Here is a 16,439-nt window from a genome sequence, read left to right on the forward strand (position 1 = left end):
CACCTGGTCCCGACCGGCCCGTCGGTCATGAGACCCGGTACACGCGGTAGTCGACGTGATCGGGTGAGAGCACGTTGTAGCCGACGGCGACCAGGCCGGCGAGCCAGTCGTAGCGCGGGTCGGCGGTCTCGAACATCGGCGTGGTGCGGATGTAGGTGTCCGCGTACGGCAGCGACTGTCCGTCGGCCAGCCGCTGCAGGCCGTCCGCGGGAACCCGGATCACACCGCGGCTGTGCAGGTGGATCAGCGCCCCGTCGTGGGTGCCGACGGTGACGCGGACGTCGACCCTGCCCACTCCGTCCCTGCCGATCAGCAGCCAGTCACCGCCGCCGGGGAGGATCTCGCCGCGCAGCGCTGGTCCGGATACCCGCCCGCCGGTGGCGAGGTAGGTCATCCGCAGTCCCGCGTGGGTGGGGATGACCTGGGCGGGTTGCAGGTCGACGGCCATGTCGCAGAGGTGCTCGACCGGCATCGCGTCGATGCGCGGCAGTTCGTCGGCCGGTGTGGTGGTCATCGACGCCGACCCGTCAGCGCGGCGTTCATCTGGACGGCGTCGATGTAGGTGTCCTTGCGGGCGACGCGGCCCTCGTCGCCGACCACGACGACGTCGAGGCAGTCGAAGCGGATCTCGCCGCAGACCAGGGTCCAGTCGAGCACCCAGTGCTGCTGTCCGTAGATCACCCGGTGCACGTCGAAGGCGAAATCCGGGAATTGCGTGAAGATCTCGGCGAATGCCCGGCGAACCGCGGCGCGCCCGACCGCGGGCGGCCGGCCGAGGTGGGTGCAGAACGACGTCTGATCCGTGTACAGCGCCACGATCGCGTCCGGGTCCCGGTCGGCCCACGCCCGAAAGTAGCGCTGCGCGATCGTCTCGAGCTCGGTGCGGTGGTCGGTGTCCATGCGGTCTCCTCAGTTACATACTTTCAGTATGTATAAACCTACCTATGGTATGTAACTCTGTCTAGAGCGCCGCTCCCGCGACCACCGCCGCGGCGGACAGGCACATGGCAGGACCGTGGGGCACCGTGCGCACCCCGCGCAGCATCACCGCCAGCGCCAGCCCAGCGGTCAGCACGGGCGCGGAGAGGGCGGCGAGCACCCAGACGTCGGGCCCGAACGCGCCGGTCAGCGCGCCCACCCCGATCGCCAGCTTGACGTCCCCGGCACCCATCGCCGCCGGCGCCACGAGATGCACGACCGCGTAGACGGCGAACAGCGCGACCGCGCCGAGGGCGGCGGCCACCCCGTGCCCGCACAACGCCGCGCCGGCAAGGATCACAGCGGCCCCGGGTAGCGTGAGCCGATCAGGCAGTCGCCGGTGACGAATATCGAAGGCACTCAACACGATCAGCCACGCCGACACGGCGAGCACCGGTAGCCAGTAGTGCCCCACCGATCCAGGCTAAGCGCTGCGCAGGCCCACCCGATGCACCGATCCGAGCCGACCGGATCAGCTCGCGGCCGTCAACGCCGCACGCATCGCATCCCGCGGAGCGGGCATCCCGGTGAACTGCTCGACCTGGCTGAACGCCTGGTGCAGCAGCATCTCCAGCCCGCTGGTGACGGCCCCGCCGCGGGCACTGACCTCGGCGGCCAACGGGGTGGGCCACGGGTCGTAGATCGCGTCCAGCAGCCAGGGCGTGGCCGCCAGAACCGGCGCGTACCGGGCCACCGCGTCGGCGGGCACCGTGTTGACCAGCACGTCGACCCCGGCCACCTGATCTGCGAGGTCCGGTGCCGCGATATCGCAGAAGTGGGCCGCCACGCCGCACCGCGCCGCCAGGTCGACCAGGGCCGCGGCCTTTGCGGCATCACGGGCGACCACGGTGATGCGTTGCGCCCCGAGGTCGGCGAGGCCGACGACCACCGCGGGCGCGGTGCCCCCCGATCCGACCACCATGGCGCGGTCATGGGAACGCGCGGCGGCCAACGCCCCGCGCACCCCGTCGACGTCGGTGTTGTCGGCGTGCCAACCCGCCGGGCACCGCACCAGCGTATTGGCCGATCCGACCAGCCGGGCCCGGTCGCTGACGTCATCGGCGAACCGTAGTGCGGCGAACTTCCCCGGCATCGTCACCGACACCCCGACCCACTCCGGGCCGAACCCGGCCACCACCTGCGGCAACTGCTCGCCGGTGCACTCGATGCGCTCATAGGTCCAATCGGACAACCCCAGCGCGCGGTAGGCCGCCAGGTGCAGCTGCGGGGAACGCGAATGCGCGATCGGCGAGCCGAGCACCCCGGCGCGGCGGGCAGGGCTCGTCGCGGCGCAAGCGCTCATCGCGCCGAGTCGAGGACACCGTTGCGCCGGGCGACCTCGATGTTGGCGAGGTGCTGCTCGTACTCACGGGTGAACAACGTGGTCCCCTGCATGTCGACCGTCACGAAGTACAGCCAGTCCCCCGGCTCCGGCGCCTCGGCGGCGGCCAGCGCGGGCAGACCGGGCGAACAGATCGGCGTGGCGGGCAGGCCGGGGCGCACATAGGTGTTCCAGGGTGTGGCCTGCGCCCGGTCCCCGTCGGTGGTCGCCACCTCGATGCGGTCCAACGCGTAGTTAACCGTGGAATCGAACTCCAGCGTGCGCTCTTCGGCGAGCCGGTTGTAGATCACCCGAGCCACCTTCGAGAAGTCCTCCGGGGTGGACTCACGCTGCACCAACGAGGCGACGACGAGCACCTCGTAGGGCGACATGGCGTTGGAGACCGCGGTGTCCAACAGCCCGTTCTGCTCGTACACCGCCGCGCTGCTCCCGATCAGCGTGCCCAGCATGGCCCGCGGCTGGGCCGACGGATCGATGTTCCACGTCCCGGGCGCGATCAACCCCTCCAGGCGCCGATGGTCGGCCCCCATCGCCAGCACCGGATCGGTGGCCCAGGCCGGGACCTGCAGCTCGGCCGGCGGCAGCGCGGCCGCGACGTTGCGCAGATCGTCGACCGACACACAACGGGTCTCACCGTCGAGGTCGACACACGAGGCGTCGGCGATCAACGTCAGGATTCCGTCGGTGACGGCATTGGTCTTGACATCGCGGACGTCGTCGAGCTGGCGTCCCTCGGGGATCACCAGCCGGCCCACCCGGTTGGCCGGATCGGTCAGGCGCGCCACCGCATCGGCCGCCGGGATCTCGGTGCGCACCTTGTAGAAACCCGGCTGGATCGCCGACATTTCGGCGTTGCCGTCAGCCGCGGTGACGAACGCCGACACTGTGGCCACCACGTTGCGGTCCCGCAGGGTCTGGCCGATGGCGGTGGTCGAATCGCCCTCGTGGACCTCGATGACGACGTCGTTGACACCGCCGCCGGCATAGTCGTCACCGGGGCCGCCGAACAGCGAGTGCCACAGCCGCGAGCCGAGGAACACCGCGCCGATCGCGACCACCACCAGCACGCCCACCGCAACGATGGCTGCGGCCCGACGCCGGCGCCGGTAGCGGTTCTCCCGGGCGCGCTCCCGGCGCGACATGCGCTGACGCGGTGGCCCCACCTCCACGGGCTCGGCGCGACCGGCGGGCCATTCGTCAGTCATCGGTGACCTCTCCGTGCGCGGCCGACGCCGCCCGTCTCTGGTCCAGCCAGTTCTGCAGTATCCCCACGGCAGCGGCCTGGTCTATCACCGAACGCTGACCGCGGGCCCGCACGCCGGCCTCGCGCAGCGAGCGCTGCGCGGTCAGCGTGGTGAATCGTTCGTCGGCCATCCAGACCGGGACCGGCGCGATGCGGTCGGAGAGCAACTCGGCGACCTCGATGGCGTCCTGGGCCGACGAGCCGGCACGGTCGGCCAGGGTGCGCGGCAATCCGACGACCACCTCCACCGCCTGGTACTCGTCGACCAGCGCGGCCAACCGGCGCACGTGCTTGGAAGAACGACGGTCCCGTGCGACCGTCTCCACCGGTGTGGCCAGCATCGCGTCGGGGTCACTGACCGCAACGCCGATGCGGACGGTGCCCACATCGACGCCGAGCCGTCGTCCCCGCCCCGGATCCGGGCAGTTCGGATCACCAGGCCGGTCCGGCGTCCGGTCACGGCGGTTCGTTGTGGCCACCCGGGCTAGCCTCGGCCTATCTCCGCGCGCACCGCCGCCAGCGCCGCGTCGATACCCGCCGCCCCCTTACCGGACCCCTGAGCCAGATCGGCTTTTCCTCCGCCGCGACCGTTGAGCGCCGCCCCGAGTTCCTTGACCAGGTCGTCGGCCCGCAGACCGAGGTCCTGGGCGGCCGGGTTGACCGCGACCACGTACGGCACCGAGTCGTCGTCGCCCTCGGCGATCAGCGCGACGACGGCCGGGCCGCTGCCCAGCTTGCCGCGCACATCCCCGACCAGCGACCGCAGGTCGCCCCCGGACATGCCGCCGGCCATCCGCTGGGCCACGACGCGGACCTTTCCGATCTCCTCGGCACCGGCGGCCGCGTTGGCCGCCGCGGCGCGCGCGTTGGCCATCCGCAGCCGGTCGAGTTCCTTCTCGGCGGCCCGCAGTTTCTCGACCAACGTGGCGACCCGGGCGGGCACCTCCTCGGAGGGCACCTTGAGCGAGGACGCCAGGCCTGCCATCAGGGCACGCTCTCTGGACAGGTGGCGGAACGAATCCATGCCGACGTAGGCCTCGACGCGGCGCACCCCGGAGCCGACCGAGGATTCACCCAGCAGTGTCACCGGCCCGATCTGCGCCGAGCTGCGCACGTGGGTGCCGCCGCACAACTCCAGCGAGAACGGGCCGCCGATCTCGACCACCCGGACCTCGTCGGGATAGGCCTCACCGAACAGCGCCATCGCGCCCATCGCCTTGGCCCGCTCCAACTCGGTGGTGAAGCTGTGCACCTCGTAGTCGGCCTCGACGGCCTCGTTGGTGACCTGCTCGATCTCGGCACGCTGCTCGTCGGTCAGCGCACCCTGCCAGTTGAAGTCGAAACGCAGGTAGCCGGGCCGGTTCAACGAACCCGCCTGCACCGCGTTGGGGCCCAGCACCTGCCGCAGTGCGGCATGCACCATGTGGGTGCCCGAGTGCCCCTGGGTCGCGCCGTGCCGCCAGCGCGGGTCCACCGCGGCGACGATGGTGTCACCCTCGACGAACTCACCGGACTCCACCGTGACGCGATGCGCCCACAGCGTCTTGGCGATCTTCTGCACATCGGTGACCGCAGCCTTGGCCGTCTCCGAGGAGCCGGTCCCGCTGACCGTGCCCTCGTCGGCGATCTGGCCGCCCGATTCGGCGTAGAACGGGCTGCGGTCCAGGATGAACTCCACCCGCTCGGCGGCGCCGTCGCGGCCCTGGTGCGACACCACCGGAACCCGCTTGCCGTCGACGAAGATCCCCAGAATGGTTGCCTCGGTTGTCAGTTCGTTGAAGCCAGTGAACTCGGTGGGCGCGCCGTCGATCAGTTCCCGGTAGGCCGACAGGTCGGTGTGCGCCTGCTTTCGCGCCGCCGCGTCGGCCTTCGCGCGCTGGCGCTGCTCGGCCATCAGATTCCGGAAACCCTCTTCGTCGACGGCCAGGTCGGCCTCGGCGGCCATCTCGAGGGTGAGCTCGATCGGGAAACCGTAGGTGTCGTGCAGGGTGAAGGCATCGGTTCCGGACAGCTTGGCCGCACCGGAGGCCTTGGTGGCGCGTGCGGCCTCGTCGAACAACTTCGACCCCGAGGCCAGGGTGCGGTTGAACGCGGTCTCCTCGGCCACGGCGATGCGCTGGATGCGCTCGAAATCGCCGACCAGTTCCGGATACGACGGCCCCATCGCGTCGCGCACGGTGGCCATCAGCTCGGCCATGATCGGCTGCTCGACACCGAGCAGCTTGGCGGCCCGGATGATGCGGCGCAGCAACCGGCGCAGCACGTATCCGCGGCCCTCGTTGCCGGGGCTGACTCCGTCGGCGATGATGATCGCCGCGGTGCGGCTGTGGTCGGCGATGATCCGGTAGCGCACGTCGTCATCGTGGTGACCCTGGGTGTAGCCGCGCGGCGCGATGCCGGCGATCAGGTCGATTGCCGGGCGCAGCAGGTCGGTCTCGTAGACGTTGTCGACGCCCTGCAGCAGGCAGGCCACCCGCTCGACGCCCATCCCGGTGTCGATGTTCTGCCGCGGCAGCGGTCCGAGGATCTCGAAGTCCGTCTTAGAGGTGCCCTCGCCGCGCTCGTTCTGCATGAACACGAGATTCCAGATCTCGATGTAGCGGTCCTCGTTGGCCTCGGGGCCGCCCTCGATCCCGTAGTCGGGTCCGCGGTCGAAGTAGATCTCCGAGGACGGACCGCACGGCCCGGGAATGCCCATCGACCAGTAGTTGTCGGCCATGCCGCGGCGCTGGATCCGCTCGGGCGGCAACCCGGCGATGTCCTGCCACAGCTGGGCGGCCTCGTCGTCGTCCAGATAGACGGTGGCCCACAGCCGTTCGGGGTCGAACCCGTACCCGCCCTGATCGGCGGAGCCGGTCAGCAGCGTCCACGCCAGCTCGATGGCACCGGCCTTGAAATAGTCGCCGAACGAGAAGTTGCCGGCCATCTGGAAGAACGTGTTGTGCCGGGTGGTGATGCCCACCTCGTCGATGTCGGGGGTGCGGATGCACTTCTGCACGCTGGTGGCGCGGGGCCACGGCGGCGTGCGCTGACCGAGGAAGTACGGGACGAACTGCACCATGCCGGCGTTGACGAACAGCAGGTTCGGATCGTCGAGGATCACCGAAGCACTGGGCACCTCGGTGTGGCCCGCCTTCACGAAATGATCGAGGAACCGCTTCCTGATCTCGTGTGTCTGCACGTCCTGCCGTCCTTTTGAATGTCACCTGCGAGTACTCGACCGGTCCACAGTACCGGTCGACCGAGTCAGCCCGTCACGAAGCTCAGCCGCACGTTTCGCTGCGTGTTGTCCCTGTTCAGGTCCACCAACACGATGCTCTGCCAGGTTCCCAGCAACGGTTGCCCGTCGCCGACCGGAACCGTCACCGACGGTGCGACCAGGCCGGGCAGAACATGGTCGGCGCCGTGCCCCGGGGAGCCGTGGGAGTGGCGGTAGCGGTCGTCGCGCGGCAGCAACCGCTCCAGGGCCTCCACCAGGTCGTGGTCGGAACCGGCGCCGGTTTCGATGATCGCCACACCCGCGGTGGCGTGCGGGACGAACACGTTGCACAAGCCGTCGGAACCGCCACCGCGCTGGGCTGCGCAGAACTGCCGGACCTGCGCGGTCAGATCGACGATGCGGCGCCGCGAGGTGTCGACGTCGAGGATTTCGGTGTTCATGGTTTCGAGCCTACGAGCTCAGGTGAGGTCGGCGGCGCGGCTGTACAGCAGGCTTTCGCAGTCGGCCGCACCGATCGGCCGCGCTGGCAGTGGTCAGCACCCGTCGGCCACGGCGGCGGCGGAGCCGGTTGACGCAGGCGTTTATTGGCCATCGGGCGAGGGTATTTCTGTGCGCATCGCCACTGCGCATACCTGGAGGACACCATGACCATCACCGGCGTCATCAGCGCCATCCTCATCGGCGCCGTCGTCGGCGTGCTCGGCCGGCTGGTACTGCCCGGCAAGCAGCCCATCGGTTTCCTGGTGACCATCCTGGTGGGCATCGTGTCGGCGTTCATCGGGACCGCCCTGGCCCGGGTGCTGGGCATCCCGACCGCCACCGCGGGAGTGGACTGGCTCGAACTGCTCGTCCAGGTCGTCGTCGCGGCCGCGGGTGTAGGCCTGGTCGCCGCGCTCATGAGCCGCGGGCGATCCAAGGCGCTGCACTAGGCGTACCGACCGCGCCGCCACCACGCGCGGATCACCCCGTTGCGGCGACTGCGGGTCAGCGCCGGCGCCGGATGATCGCCCGCAGCTTGTCCAGCCGGGTGGCGATCTCACGCTCGGCACCGTGGCTGGTCGGCCGGTAGTAGTCCACACCCTGCAGCTCGTCGGGTAGATACTGTTGCGGCACAACGCCGTCAGGGTCGTCATGGGCGTACCGGTAGCCGACGGCGTTGCCGAGTTTGGTCGCCCCCGCATAGTGCCCGTCCCGCAGATGGGCCGGCACCAGCCCGGCCTTGCCGGCCCGGATGTCGGCCATCGCGGCGCCCAGCGCGGTAGTCACCGCGTTGGATTTCGGCGCGGTCGCCAGGTGCACGGTGGCGTGCGCCAAGGTCAGCTGTGCTTCGGGCATCCCGATCAGCGCGACGGTCTGCGCCGCCGCGACGGCGGTCTGCAGCGCCGACGGATCGGCCATCCCGATGTCCTCGCTGGCCAGGATCACCAGCCGGCGGGCCAGGAACCGCGGGTCCTCCCCTGCCACCAGCATCCGGGCCAGGTAGTGCAACGCGGCATCGACGTCGGATCCGCGCACCGACTTGATGAAGGCACTGATCACGTCGTAGTGCTGGTCACCGTCGCGGTCATAGCGCACCGCGGCCCGGTCGAGGGACTGCTCGACGACGTCGACGGTGACCTCGCCACCGGCCTCGGCCGCGACCTCCAGCGCGGTCAGCGCGCGACGGGCGTCCCCGGCCGACAGCTGCACCAGCAGGTCCACCGCGTCCCCGGTGACGGCGACCGTACCGCCGAGGCCGCGCTCGTCGTCGATCGCGCGGCGGATCACCGTGGCGACGTCGTCGGCTGTCAGGGGCTGCAGCTGCAGGATCAGCGAGCGCGACAGCAGCGGCGCCACCACCGAGAACGACGGGTTCTCGGTGGTCGCCGCCACCAGCAGCACCACCCGGTTCTCCACCGCGGCCAGCAGCGCGTCCTGCTGGGTCTTGGAGAAGCGGTGCACCTCGTCGATGAACAGCACGGTCTGCTGGCCGTGCAGCGCCGCGCGCCGGGCGCTGTCGATGACCGCCCGAACCTCCTTGACCCCCGCCGACAGCGCCGAGAGCGCCTCGAACCGCCGGCCGGTGGCCTGCGAGATCAGCGAGGCCAGCGTCGTCTTACCGGTTCCCGGAGGGCCGTAGAGGATGACCGAGGCCGCCCCGGAACCCTCGACCAGGCGCCGCAGCGGCGAGTTGGGTTTGAGCAGATGCGCCTGACCGACGACCTCGTCGAGGGCGGCCGGGCGCATCCGTACCGCCAGCGGCGCCGACCCGGCCCCGCCGGTGCCGGTGTCCGCTGGGGCGTCCGCACCGGGAACGTCGAACAGACTGTCGGACACGCTCCCTGCTTACCACTGCCGCACGACGGTTGCGCCGTCAGTCGGTCGGCTGGGTGACGAAGTCGATCAACTCCTCGACCCGGCCGATCAACTCGGGTTCCAGGTCGGTCCAGTCGCGTACCCGGGAGCGGATCTTCTGCCAGGCCGCGGCGATGTCGGCCTGGTCGCGGTGCCGCCAGCCGAGCGCGGCGCAGATCCCGTGCTTCCAGTCCTGCCCCCGAGGAACGTCCGGCCACGACTGCAGACCGAGGCGGGCAGGTTTGACGGCCTGCCAGATGTCGACGTAGGGGTGACCGACCACCAGCGTGTGCTCGCCGCCGGGGCCCTGGCGCACCTTCGCCGCGATGCGGGCCTCCTTGGATCCGGCCACCAGGTGGTCGACCAGCACGCCGAGCCGGCGCCCCGGTCCGGGCCGGAACTCCTCGACGATGTCGGCGAGGTCGTCGACACCCCCCAGGTATTCGACGACGACACCCTCGATGCGCAGGTCCTCACCCCAGACCTGTTCGACGAGCTCGGCGTCGTGGCGGCCCTCCACGTAGATCCGGCTGGCCAGCGCGACCCTGGCACGCGCCCCGGCCACCGCGACCGAACCGGAGGCGGTGCGGGCCGGCGCTGCCGGCGCCGCGTTGCGGGCGGCGGTGAGGATGACCGGCTTGCCGTCGATCAGGTAGCCCGGCCCGACCGGAAACGGTTTGGTGCGCCCGTTGCGGTCTTCGAGCTGCATCCGGCCGTACTCGACGCGCACCACCGCGCCGACGAATCCGGTCTGCGCGTCCTCGACCACCATGCCGATCGCGATGGGCACCTCCGCCGAGCGGGGCTTGCGGGCACCGTGGGGGTTGTCGGCCAGGATGTCGGAACCATAGCGATCAGCCACCGGGTGATCGTAGGGATGCCGCGGCGCCGGGTGACGAACATCGGCAGGCGTGTTGCCGATGTTCCCCGGCCGGGCTGCCCGCTAACTGATCTGTTGCTGCTGTTCGACCGGCGCACCCACCTCGGCGAGCTTGGCCGGGTCCGAGGTGATCTCGTCGATCACGGTGTGGATGAACCGCATCTTCTCCAGCACCTTGGGCGGCAGCACGAAGGGGTACAGGTCGTCCTTGCCCATCGACCGGTTCACCATGTTCAGCGCCCAGGCCAGCGGCAGCCACATGTCGATGATCGTGTCGAATCCGCTGGGCCCCAACACGCGCCGATCGTAGGTCGCGGTGGCCGGGGCCAACCCGAACGCCGCACCGGTGTCCAGGGTGTCCCGGATGTGCAGATAGTGCGCGAACGTCTCAGCCCAGTCCTCGGCCGGATGCATGGTCGCGTAGGAGGAGACGTAGTCGTCCTCCCAGTTCGGTGGCGCGCCCTCGCTGTAGTGGCGGTCCAGCGCCGCCTGATAATCCAGATCCGGGTCGCCGAACAGGGCGTTGAACTGGTCGAGGTAGTCCGGCGAGATGCTGATCAGCCGATAGAAGTAGTAGTGCCCGATCTCGTGCCGGAAATGACCGAGCAGGGTGCGGTAGGGCTCGTCCATCGAGATCCGCAGCTGCTCCCGGTGGACGTCGTCGCCCTCGGCCAGGTCGAGGGTGATCTGGCCGCTGTCATGGCCGGTGAACACCTTCTCGAACTGACTGGACAGCAGATCGAACGCCAGCCCGTAGTCGGGGTCGACGTCACGCCCGACGATCGGCAGCTTCAGCTCGCACAGTTCGGCGATCAGCCGCCGCTTGGCCCGTTCGGAATTCGCGAACGCCGCCAGCGCCACGGTGTCGGCGTCGTTGGGCCGGGTCCGGGTCAACGCGCACGAGACACACAGCCTGGGCACCGGGCTCTTCTCCACCAGCCAGTTGCATTCGGCCAGGTGCAGATTTGCGCACAGCTGGTAGCGGCTCTCGTCCACCGCGCCGGCGTGCTCGCTCTCCTCTGGCGGGGCGATCACCAGCAGGGCCATGTCGTTCAGCGAGAAACCCAACGAGCTTCCGCAGTTCAAGCACAGCGAGTTCTCGAAGGCCAGTCGCTGCCCGCAGTTGGGGCAGGTGAAATCACGCATGCAGCACTCCCCCCTCATAGGGCGCGACGTCGACCGAGACGTCGATGACGCTGCTTTCCGAGTCGGTGTAGATGATGCCGCGCAGCGGGGGGATGTCGGCGTAGTCCCGTCCGAATCCGACCGTCACGTAGCGCTCGTCGACCATCTGGTCGTTGGTGGGGTCCAGCCCCAGCCACGCGTTCTGTGGTGTCCACACCGCCGCCCAGGCGTGGGTGGCATCGACCCCGATCATTCGTTCCTTTCCCGGCGGTGGGTCGGTGGCCAGATAACCGGACACGTAGCTGGCCGCCAGACCGTTGGCGCGCAGGCAGGCGATCGCCAGCCTGGCGAAGTCCTGACATACCCCTTCTCGCGCGGCCAAAACCTCACTCACCTGTGTGGACACCGTCGTCGATCCCGACCGGTAGGTGAAGTCCCGGTAGATGCGCGAGGTCAGGTCCTCGAGCACCTCGATCAGCGGCCGACTCTCGGCGAAGCTCGGCGCGGCGTACTCGCGCACCGCGTCGGTGATCTCGGGAGGCTGTAGGTCCAGGGTGAACTCGGTGGCCAGCGCCCCGTCGGTGCCGACGGGGCGGGCGATCTCCCACGGCGCCCGCGCCGAGGGCCCCTGGTACAGATCCGGTGGTGGCGGATCGACCTCGACGACCGATCGGCTGGTGATGCTCAGTGTGCGGTGGCGGGCGGTCACGTGGAAGTACGAGCTGAGGTTGCCGTACGCGTCGCGGCTGGTGGAGCTGTCGGCGGCCTCGGGGTCGAGCGCCAGTTCATGAACCAGGCAGCGCTGCCGCGAGGAGTCGCGCGGAGTCAGGAACCCGCGACCGTAGGAACTGGTGACCACATCGGAGTACCGGTACACGGTGCTGTGGGTGATCTGATAGCACCTGCTGGCCCCCGCGGCGGTCGGCCCGTCCGGGAACGCGGTCACGGCACCACTCGGCGTTCGTCGGGACCCCACAGCGGCTGCATCCCGCCCGGCAGCGACAGGTGCGTGGCGTTGATGACGCCGGACAGCTCGCGCAGGTCGCGGTTCATCCCGGCGAGCAGTCCGTCGAGTTCGGCACGCTGTCCGTCGGCGGCGACGTCCTCGAGCTCCGCGGGTTCGATGCGGCGCAGCCGGGTGCCGATCTCGTCGACCATGCGCTCCGGACGCGAGGATCCCGAGGCTCCGGGCAGCGCCTTGAGATCAGCCCGCAACCGCTCCAGCTGATACACCAGCGAACGCGGGTTCTCCGCGTCGAACAGCACCAACTCCGCCACCCCCGCCACACTAACCTTGCCCGGATTTCGCCGGCGGTAGGTCACCAGGGACTCGCATGCCACCAGCACGGACTCGGTGATGGTCTGCTCGGCTTCGGAGGTGCGAGCCGTGGCCAGGGTGGCCCGCAGCAGGGCGGTGAGCCACTGGCCGCGCTCGATCCGCTTGCCGATGTCCATCATGATCCAGCCGGTGTCGCGCACCATGGACTCCGAGACCATCCCCGACAGCGCCAGCATGCCCGCCAACGTCAGCGTGTTGGTCGACGACAGGAAGGCCTCGCCCTCGGTCTTGGAGTCCGGCGGGGTCTCCGGCGCGTGCAACAGCGCCCGTTCCAGGGTCGAGAGCACCATCCAGGTGTCGTTCGACATCTGGTCGCGCACGGCCCGCGCGGACAGGCTCAGCCGCTCGACCGACTGCGCCAGCGAGCCCGGCCGGTGCCGATCTGCGGTCAGGGCCCACAGCGTGGTCGGCGCGGTGGCGACCATCTCGTGGTAGTCACCGCCGGCACCGGTGTCGGTTCCGGTGATGATGCCCAGCGCGGTGAGCAGCACCGGCACACACTCGCTGCCGTCCATCGCCTGCCGGTAGCGGTACTCGTGGTAGCGCTCCCGGGTCACCGTGAGCAGCCGAGCGGTGTTCTCGGAGCGTTCGGCGTACCGGCCGATCCAGAACAGATCGGAGAGCACACGCGGAGAGCTGATCTCGTGGGTGGGGCTCGACCTCAACAGCGCGGGCAACCGGGTGGTGTCGGCCAGGGCCGGCTCGGCCGGCGCCGCCGACGGGATGATCTCGGCGGTCACCCGGTCCGGGGTACGCACCCAGATGTCCTTGGCCGCAATCGTGTTGAGCCGGTACGCGGCCGTGCCCGGAGCCAGCAGATAGCCCAGACCGCCGATCATCGGCGCATAGCCGCTGTGCTGGGCCACGGTGAACAGGCGCATCCCGACACTCGACGAGGACATCCCGCTCGGGAGGAAGTCCGATGGCGCCGAGGAGAACTGGGGCAACTCCTGACCGACCCACTTCCACGGGGTGGCCTCGATCCGGGCGGCCATCGTCTCGAGCTGGCCGGCCGACAGTTCCGGTCCGACGATCGGCTCACCGCCGGTCACGGGTTTGATCAGCAGGGACGACAGATTGGCCAGCAGGTGCGAGCGCTCGATGTCACTGCCGCCCCAGTACATCGGCGCGGTCGCCAGCAGCGGGGTCTCCCCCAGCAGCTTCTCCGCCAGCTCGGGCAGGAACCGAAGCAGGCCAGGGCTTTCCAGCACACCGCTGCCCAGCGTGTTGACCACCGTCACCGCACCGCGGCGCAGCACCTCCACCAGTCCGACCACGCCGAGGCGGGAATCGGCGCGCAGATCCAGCGGATCGGTGTAGTCGGCGTCGACGCGGCGCAGCACCACATCGACACGCTGCAGCGTGCCCATCGAGCGCATCCACAGTTTGCCGTCGCGGACCACCAGATCGGCGCTCTCGACCAGCGGCAGGCCCAGCACGCTGGCCAGATAGGCCTGGTCGAACGCGGTTTCGGAGTGGATGCCGGGGCTGAGCACCACCACGACCGGCTCCTCGGCCGACTCCGGGGCGGCCTCGATGAGCGCCAGCCGCAGCGCCTGCGCCCAGGGCGAGGCCGGTCGCGGACCGATCTCCTCGTACAGGTCGGGGATGGCGTGGGCGACCACCCGCCGGTCCGCCAGAGCGTAACCGGCGCCCGACGGCGCCTGCGCCCAGTCGGCGTTGACGAGGAAGTCGCCCGAGGAACTCCGGCTCAGGTCGCAGCCGTGCAGGAACAGTTGGTGCCGCCCGGGCACCTCGATACCGCGGGCGGCCCGCAGGTATCCGGGGTGGGAGAACAACAACGCCGGCGGCAGGATGCCGCCGGTCAGCGACCGCCGCGGACCGTAGATGTCGGTGAGCACCGCGTCCAGCAGCCGGGAACGCTGCACCAGACCGGCTTCCAGGGTGTCCCAGTCCGACGCCGAGAGCACCAGCGGCAGCGCGTCGAGCTGCCAGGGCCCGGGCATCGCGGAACCGTCACCGTTGGTGACCGCGTCCCCGAGATGGTCGGTCTGGACGTAGGTGATGCCGTCGTTGTCGACCAGGCTGCGCACCGCGGCCCGGAGGCGGTCCAGCCCCGAACGGCCCCGGTCGAGGACGCAGTCGGCCAGCTCCTGCCAGGCCGGGCGGACATTGCCGTCCTCGTCGACGAATTCGTCGTATCCGTTGGCGGCGCCCCCGGTGGCCGGCTGCAGGTCGAACAGTGCCTGCTGTGCCCGCATGGTGCCGTACGGCGCCAGCGGGTTGTCGAAGTCCGTCGCTCCGACACCCCCGGAAGATGTCGGACGACTCGCCGGAAACGCCATTACTGCAGCACGGTACGCACTCGCCGCAGATCGAGGACCCCCGGCGCGCCCACATCGGTGGATTGGCGGGCCTGCTTCTCCCGCAGCTCGGACAGGTCGACCTTGCCGGGGGTGAAGCCGGTGGCCTCGAAGCGGCGACCGCGCCGGGACTCGGCCTCGACGGCGTTCACCGGCGGGGTGTCGTAGGCCCGGCCGCCGGGGTGCGAGACGTGATAGGTGCACCCGCCCCGGGACACGCCGGTCGCGGCGTCGACGAGTTCGAAGCGCAGCGGACCGTCGACGGTGATCGTCGGGTGCAGCGCACTGGGCGGCTGCCAGGCCCGGTAGCGCACCCCGCCGACCTGAACGTCGGGATTGTCGGTGGCCAACAACGGGATCGGGTGCCCGTTGGCGGTGACGATGTAGCGCTGCCGGTCGGCGCCGATCAGCCGGACCTGCAGCCGCTCCACCGAGGAGTCCACGTAGCGGGCGGTACCGGCGCCGGTGGACTCCTCACCCAGCACGTTCCATGGCTCGATCGCACCGCGCAGCTCGATCTCGACACCGCCGAACACGGCGGTGCCGATCCTGGGGAACCGGAACTCGGTGAACGGATCCAGCCAGCTGGTGTCGAAGTTGATCCCATAGGCCCGCAGGTCGGCGGCGACCTCGGCGATGTCGTGGATCAGGAAGTGCGGCAACAGGTACCGCCCGTGCAGGTTGGCACCGTGACGGATCAGCGGGGCGCGCAGCGGCTGATCCCAGAACCAGGCCACCAGCGAGCGCACCAACAGCGACTGCACCATGGCCATCTGGTAGTGCGGTGGCATCTCGAAGCCGCGCAACTCGAGCAGGCCGAGCCGCCCCCGGGCGCTGTCGGGGCTGTAGAGCTTGTCGATGCAGAACTCGGCCCGGTGGGTGTTGCCGGTGATGTCGGTGAGCAGATGGCGCAGCGCGCGGTCGACTATCCACGGAGCGGAGCTTGCGGAGCGACCATCTTCGAGCTTGGGTCCGCCGGCCGACTGGGAGAGCCGGGCGATCTCGGCGAAGGCGATCTCGAGTTCGTACACCGACTCCGGACGGCCCTCGTCGACCCGCGGGGCCTGCGAGGTCGTCCCGATGAAGCGACCCGCGAACAGATACGACAGCGACGGATGGCGCTGCCAATAGGTCAGCAGCGACACCAGCAGGTCGGGTCGCCGCAGCAACGGCGAGTCCGCCGGGGTGATACCGCCCAACGTGATGTGGTTGCCGCCACCGGTGCCGCCGTGGGTTCCGTCGAAGTCGAACGACTCGGTGGACAGCCGCGCCAGCCGCGCCTGATCGTAGAGCGTCTTGAGTTGTTCGCGCTGCTCGGCGAAGCTGGCCGTCGGCGCCACGTTGACCTCGATGACCCCGGGGTCCGGGGTGATCGTCATCGCGGCGAGCCGGGCGTCGCTGGGCGGCCCGTACCCCTCGATCACCACCGGGCAGTCGATCCGGGCGGCCGCCGCCTCGATCCGGCTGATCAGGTCGATGAAGTGCTCGAGTTCCTCGGTCGGCGGCAGGTAGACATGCAGCAGCCCGTCGCGGATCTCGGTGACCACCGCGGTCGTCGGCGTCCACTCGTCGTCCTCGGCGACCTCCTCGACGACGGCGGCGTCCTCGGGCGCCGGCGCGTCCGCGCCCCGGTCGCCCGGGCGCAGTGCGGGCC

General features: G+C 70.0%; 15 protein-coding genes. 1 reads left to right on the forward strand and 14 read right to left on the reverse strand.

Going from position 1 to position 16,439, the window contains the following annotated elements; translation table 11 throughout:
* Positions 1-25: 25 nt before the first annotated feature.
* The 8 genes from ACXAID_RS11185 to ACXAID_RS11220 form a co-directional block, all read right to left on the reverse strand.
* Positions 26-514: a DUF3237 domain-containing protein gene (locus ACXAID_RS11185; protein WP_475022278.1), complete on the reverse strand. Its 489-nt coding sequence runs from the start codon at positions 512-514 to the stop codon at positions 26-28.
* Positions 511-900, reverse strand: a complete 390-nt coding sequence (locus ACXAID_RS11190) for a nuclear transport factor 2 family protein (protein ID WP_475022279.1) — start codon at positions 898-900, stop codon at positions 511-513. Before ACXAID_RS11190 ends, ACXAID_RS11185 begins: the two co-directional genes overlap by 4 nt.
* Before the next feature lie 61 nt (positions 901-961).
* On the reverse strand, positions 962-1,393 hold the full coding sequence (locus tag ACXAID_RS11195) for a prepilin peptidase (RefSeq protein WP_475022280.1): 432 nt from the start codon (positions 1,391-1,393) through the stop codon (positions 962-964).
* A gap of 57 nt (positions 1,394-1,450) precedes the next feature.
* The gene (locus tag ACXAID_RS11200) at positions 1,451-2,281 is read right to left on the reverse strand and encodes a shikimate dehydrogenase (RefSeq protein WP_475022281.1); all 831 of its coding nucleotides are present in this window, start codon (positions 2,279-2,281) and stop codon (positions 1,451-1,453) included.
* A complete protein-coding gene (locus ACXAID_RS11205) occupies positions 2,278-3,525 on the reverse strand; it encodes an endolytic transglycosylase MltG (protein ID WP_475022282.1) in 1,248 nt (415 codons plus the stop codon). The genes ACXAID_RS11200 and ACXAID_RS11205 overlap by 4 nt, the downstream gene beginning before the upstream one ends.
* The gene (gene ruvX / locus ACXAID_RS11210) at positions 3,518-4,042 is read right to left on the reverse strand and encodes a Holliday junction resolvase RuvX (RefSeq protein ID WP_475022283.1); all 525 of its coding nucleotides are present in this window, start codon (positions 4,040-4,042) and stop codon (positions 3,518-3,520) included. Before ruvX ends, ACXAID_RS11205 begins: the two co-directional genes overlap by 8 nt.
* Positions 4,043-4,047: 5 nt before the next feature.
* A complete protein-coding gene (gene alaS / locus ACXAID_RS11215) occupies positions 4,048-6,744 on the reverse strand; it encodes an alanine--tRNA ligase (RefSeq protein ID WP_475022284.1) in 2,697 nt (898 codons plus the stop codon).
* A 65-nt stretch (positions 6,745-6,809) separates the two neighbouring features.
* Complete coding sequence (locus tag ACXAID_RS11220) at positions 6,810-7,211, reverse strand: secondary thiamine-phosphate synthase enzyme YjbQ (protein ID WP_475022292.1); 402 nt, start codon at positions 7,209-7,211, stop codon at positions 6,810-6,812.
* Positions 7,212-7,427: 216 nt separating this feature from the next.
* Between ACXAID_RS11220 and ACXAID_RS11225 the strand changes: the two genes are divergently transcribed.
* Complete coding sequence (locus ACXAID_RS11225) at positions 7,428-7,712, forward strand: GlsB/YeaQ/YmgE family stress response membrane protein (RefSeq protein ID WP_475022285.1); 285 nt, start codon at positions 7,428-7,430, stop codon at positions 7,710-7,712.
* A gap of 55 nt (positions 7,713-7,767) precedes the next feature.
* On the opposite strand, the gene ACXAID_RS11230 is transcribed toward ACXAID_RS11225, so the two are convergent.
* The 6 genes from ACXAID_RS11230 to ACXAID_RS11255 form a co-directional block, all read right to left on the reverse strand.
* On the reverse strand, positions 7,768-9,099 hold the full coding sequence (locus ACXAID_RS11230; protein WP_475022286.1) for a replication-associated recombination protein A: 1,332 nt from the start codon (positions 9,097-9,099) through the stop codon (positions 7,768-7,770).
* A gap of 37 nt (positions 9,100-9,136) precedes the next feature.
* A complete protein-coding gene (locus ACXAID_RS11235) occupies positions 9,137-9,979 on the reverse strand; it encodes a DUF3097 domain-containing protein (RefSeq protein WP_475022287.1) in 843 nt (280 codons plus the stop codon).
* Positions 9,980-10,060: 81 nt separating this feature from the next.
* Positions 10,061-11,143 (reverse strand): zinc-binding metallopeptidase family protein, encoded by a 1,083-nt coding sequence (locus tag ACXAID_RS11240; RefSeq protein WP_475022288.1) that lies wholly within the window; start codon positions 11,141-11,143, stop codon positions 10,061-10,063.
* Positions 11,136-12,068 (reverse strand): transglutaminase family protein, encoded by a 933-nt coding sequence (locus tag ACXAID_RS11245; protein ID WP_475022289.1) that lies wholly within the window; start codon positions 12,066-12,068, stop codon positions 11,136-11,138. Before ACXAID_RS11245 ends, ACXAID_RS11240 begins: the two co-directional genes overlap by 8 nt.
* A complete protein-coding gene (locus ACXAID_RS11250; protein WP_475022290.1) occupies positions 12,065-14,767 on the reverse strand; it encodes a circularly permuted type 2 ATP-grasp protein in 2,703 nt (900 codons plus the stop codon). The genes ACXAID_RS11245 and ACXAID_RS11250 overlap by 4 nt, the downstream gene beginning before the upstream one ends.
* Positions 14,767-16,439: transglutaminase family protein (locus ACXAID_RS11255; protein ID WP_475022291.1), on the reverse strand; the 1,673-nt coding region annotated here is incomplete at its 5' end. The genes ACXAID_RS11255 and ACXAID_RS11250, both read right to left, overlap by 1 nt.

The sequence above is a fragment of the Mycobacterium sp. ABE4_509 genome (assembly GCF_056160785.1).

Excerpts from the sequence above, each read along its gene's own strand:
- ACXAID_RS11190 (WP_475022279.1), bottom strand. The coding sequence starts at position 900 with ATGGACACCGACCACCGCACCGAGCTCGAGACGATCGCGCAGCGCTAC.
- ACXAID_RS11205 (WP_475022282.1), bottom strand. The coding sequence starts at position 3,525 with ATGACTGACGAATGGCCCGCCGGTCGCGCCGAGCCCGTGGAGGTGGGG.
- ACXAID_RS11240 (WP_475022288.1), bottom strand. The coding sequence starts at position 11,143 with ATGCGTGATTTCACCTGCCCCAACTGCGGGCAGCGACTGGCCTTCGAG.
- ACXAID_RS11200 (WP_475022281.1), bottom strand. The coding sequence starts at position 2,281 with ATGAGCGCTTGCGCCGCGACGAGCCCTGCCCGCCGCGCCGGGGTGCTC.
- ACXAID_RS11185 (WP_475022278.1), bottom strand. The coding sequence starts at position 514 with ATGACCACCACACCGGCCGACGAACTGCCGCGCATCGACGCGATGCCG.
- ACXAID_RS11225 (WP_475022285.1), top strand. The coding sequence starts at position 7,428 with ATGACCATCACCGGCGTCATCAGCGCCATCCTCATCGGCGCCGTCGTC.
- ACXAID_RS11250 (WP_475022290.1), bottom strand. The coding sequence starts at position 14,767 with ATGGCGTTTCCGGCGAGTCGTCCGACATCTTCCGGGGGTGTCGGAGCG.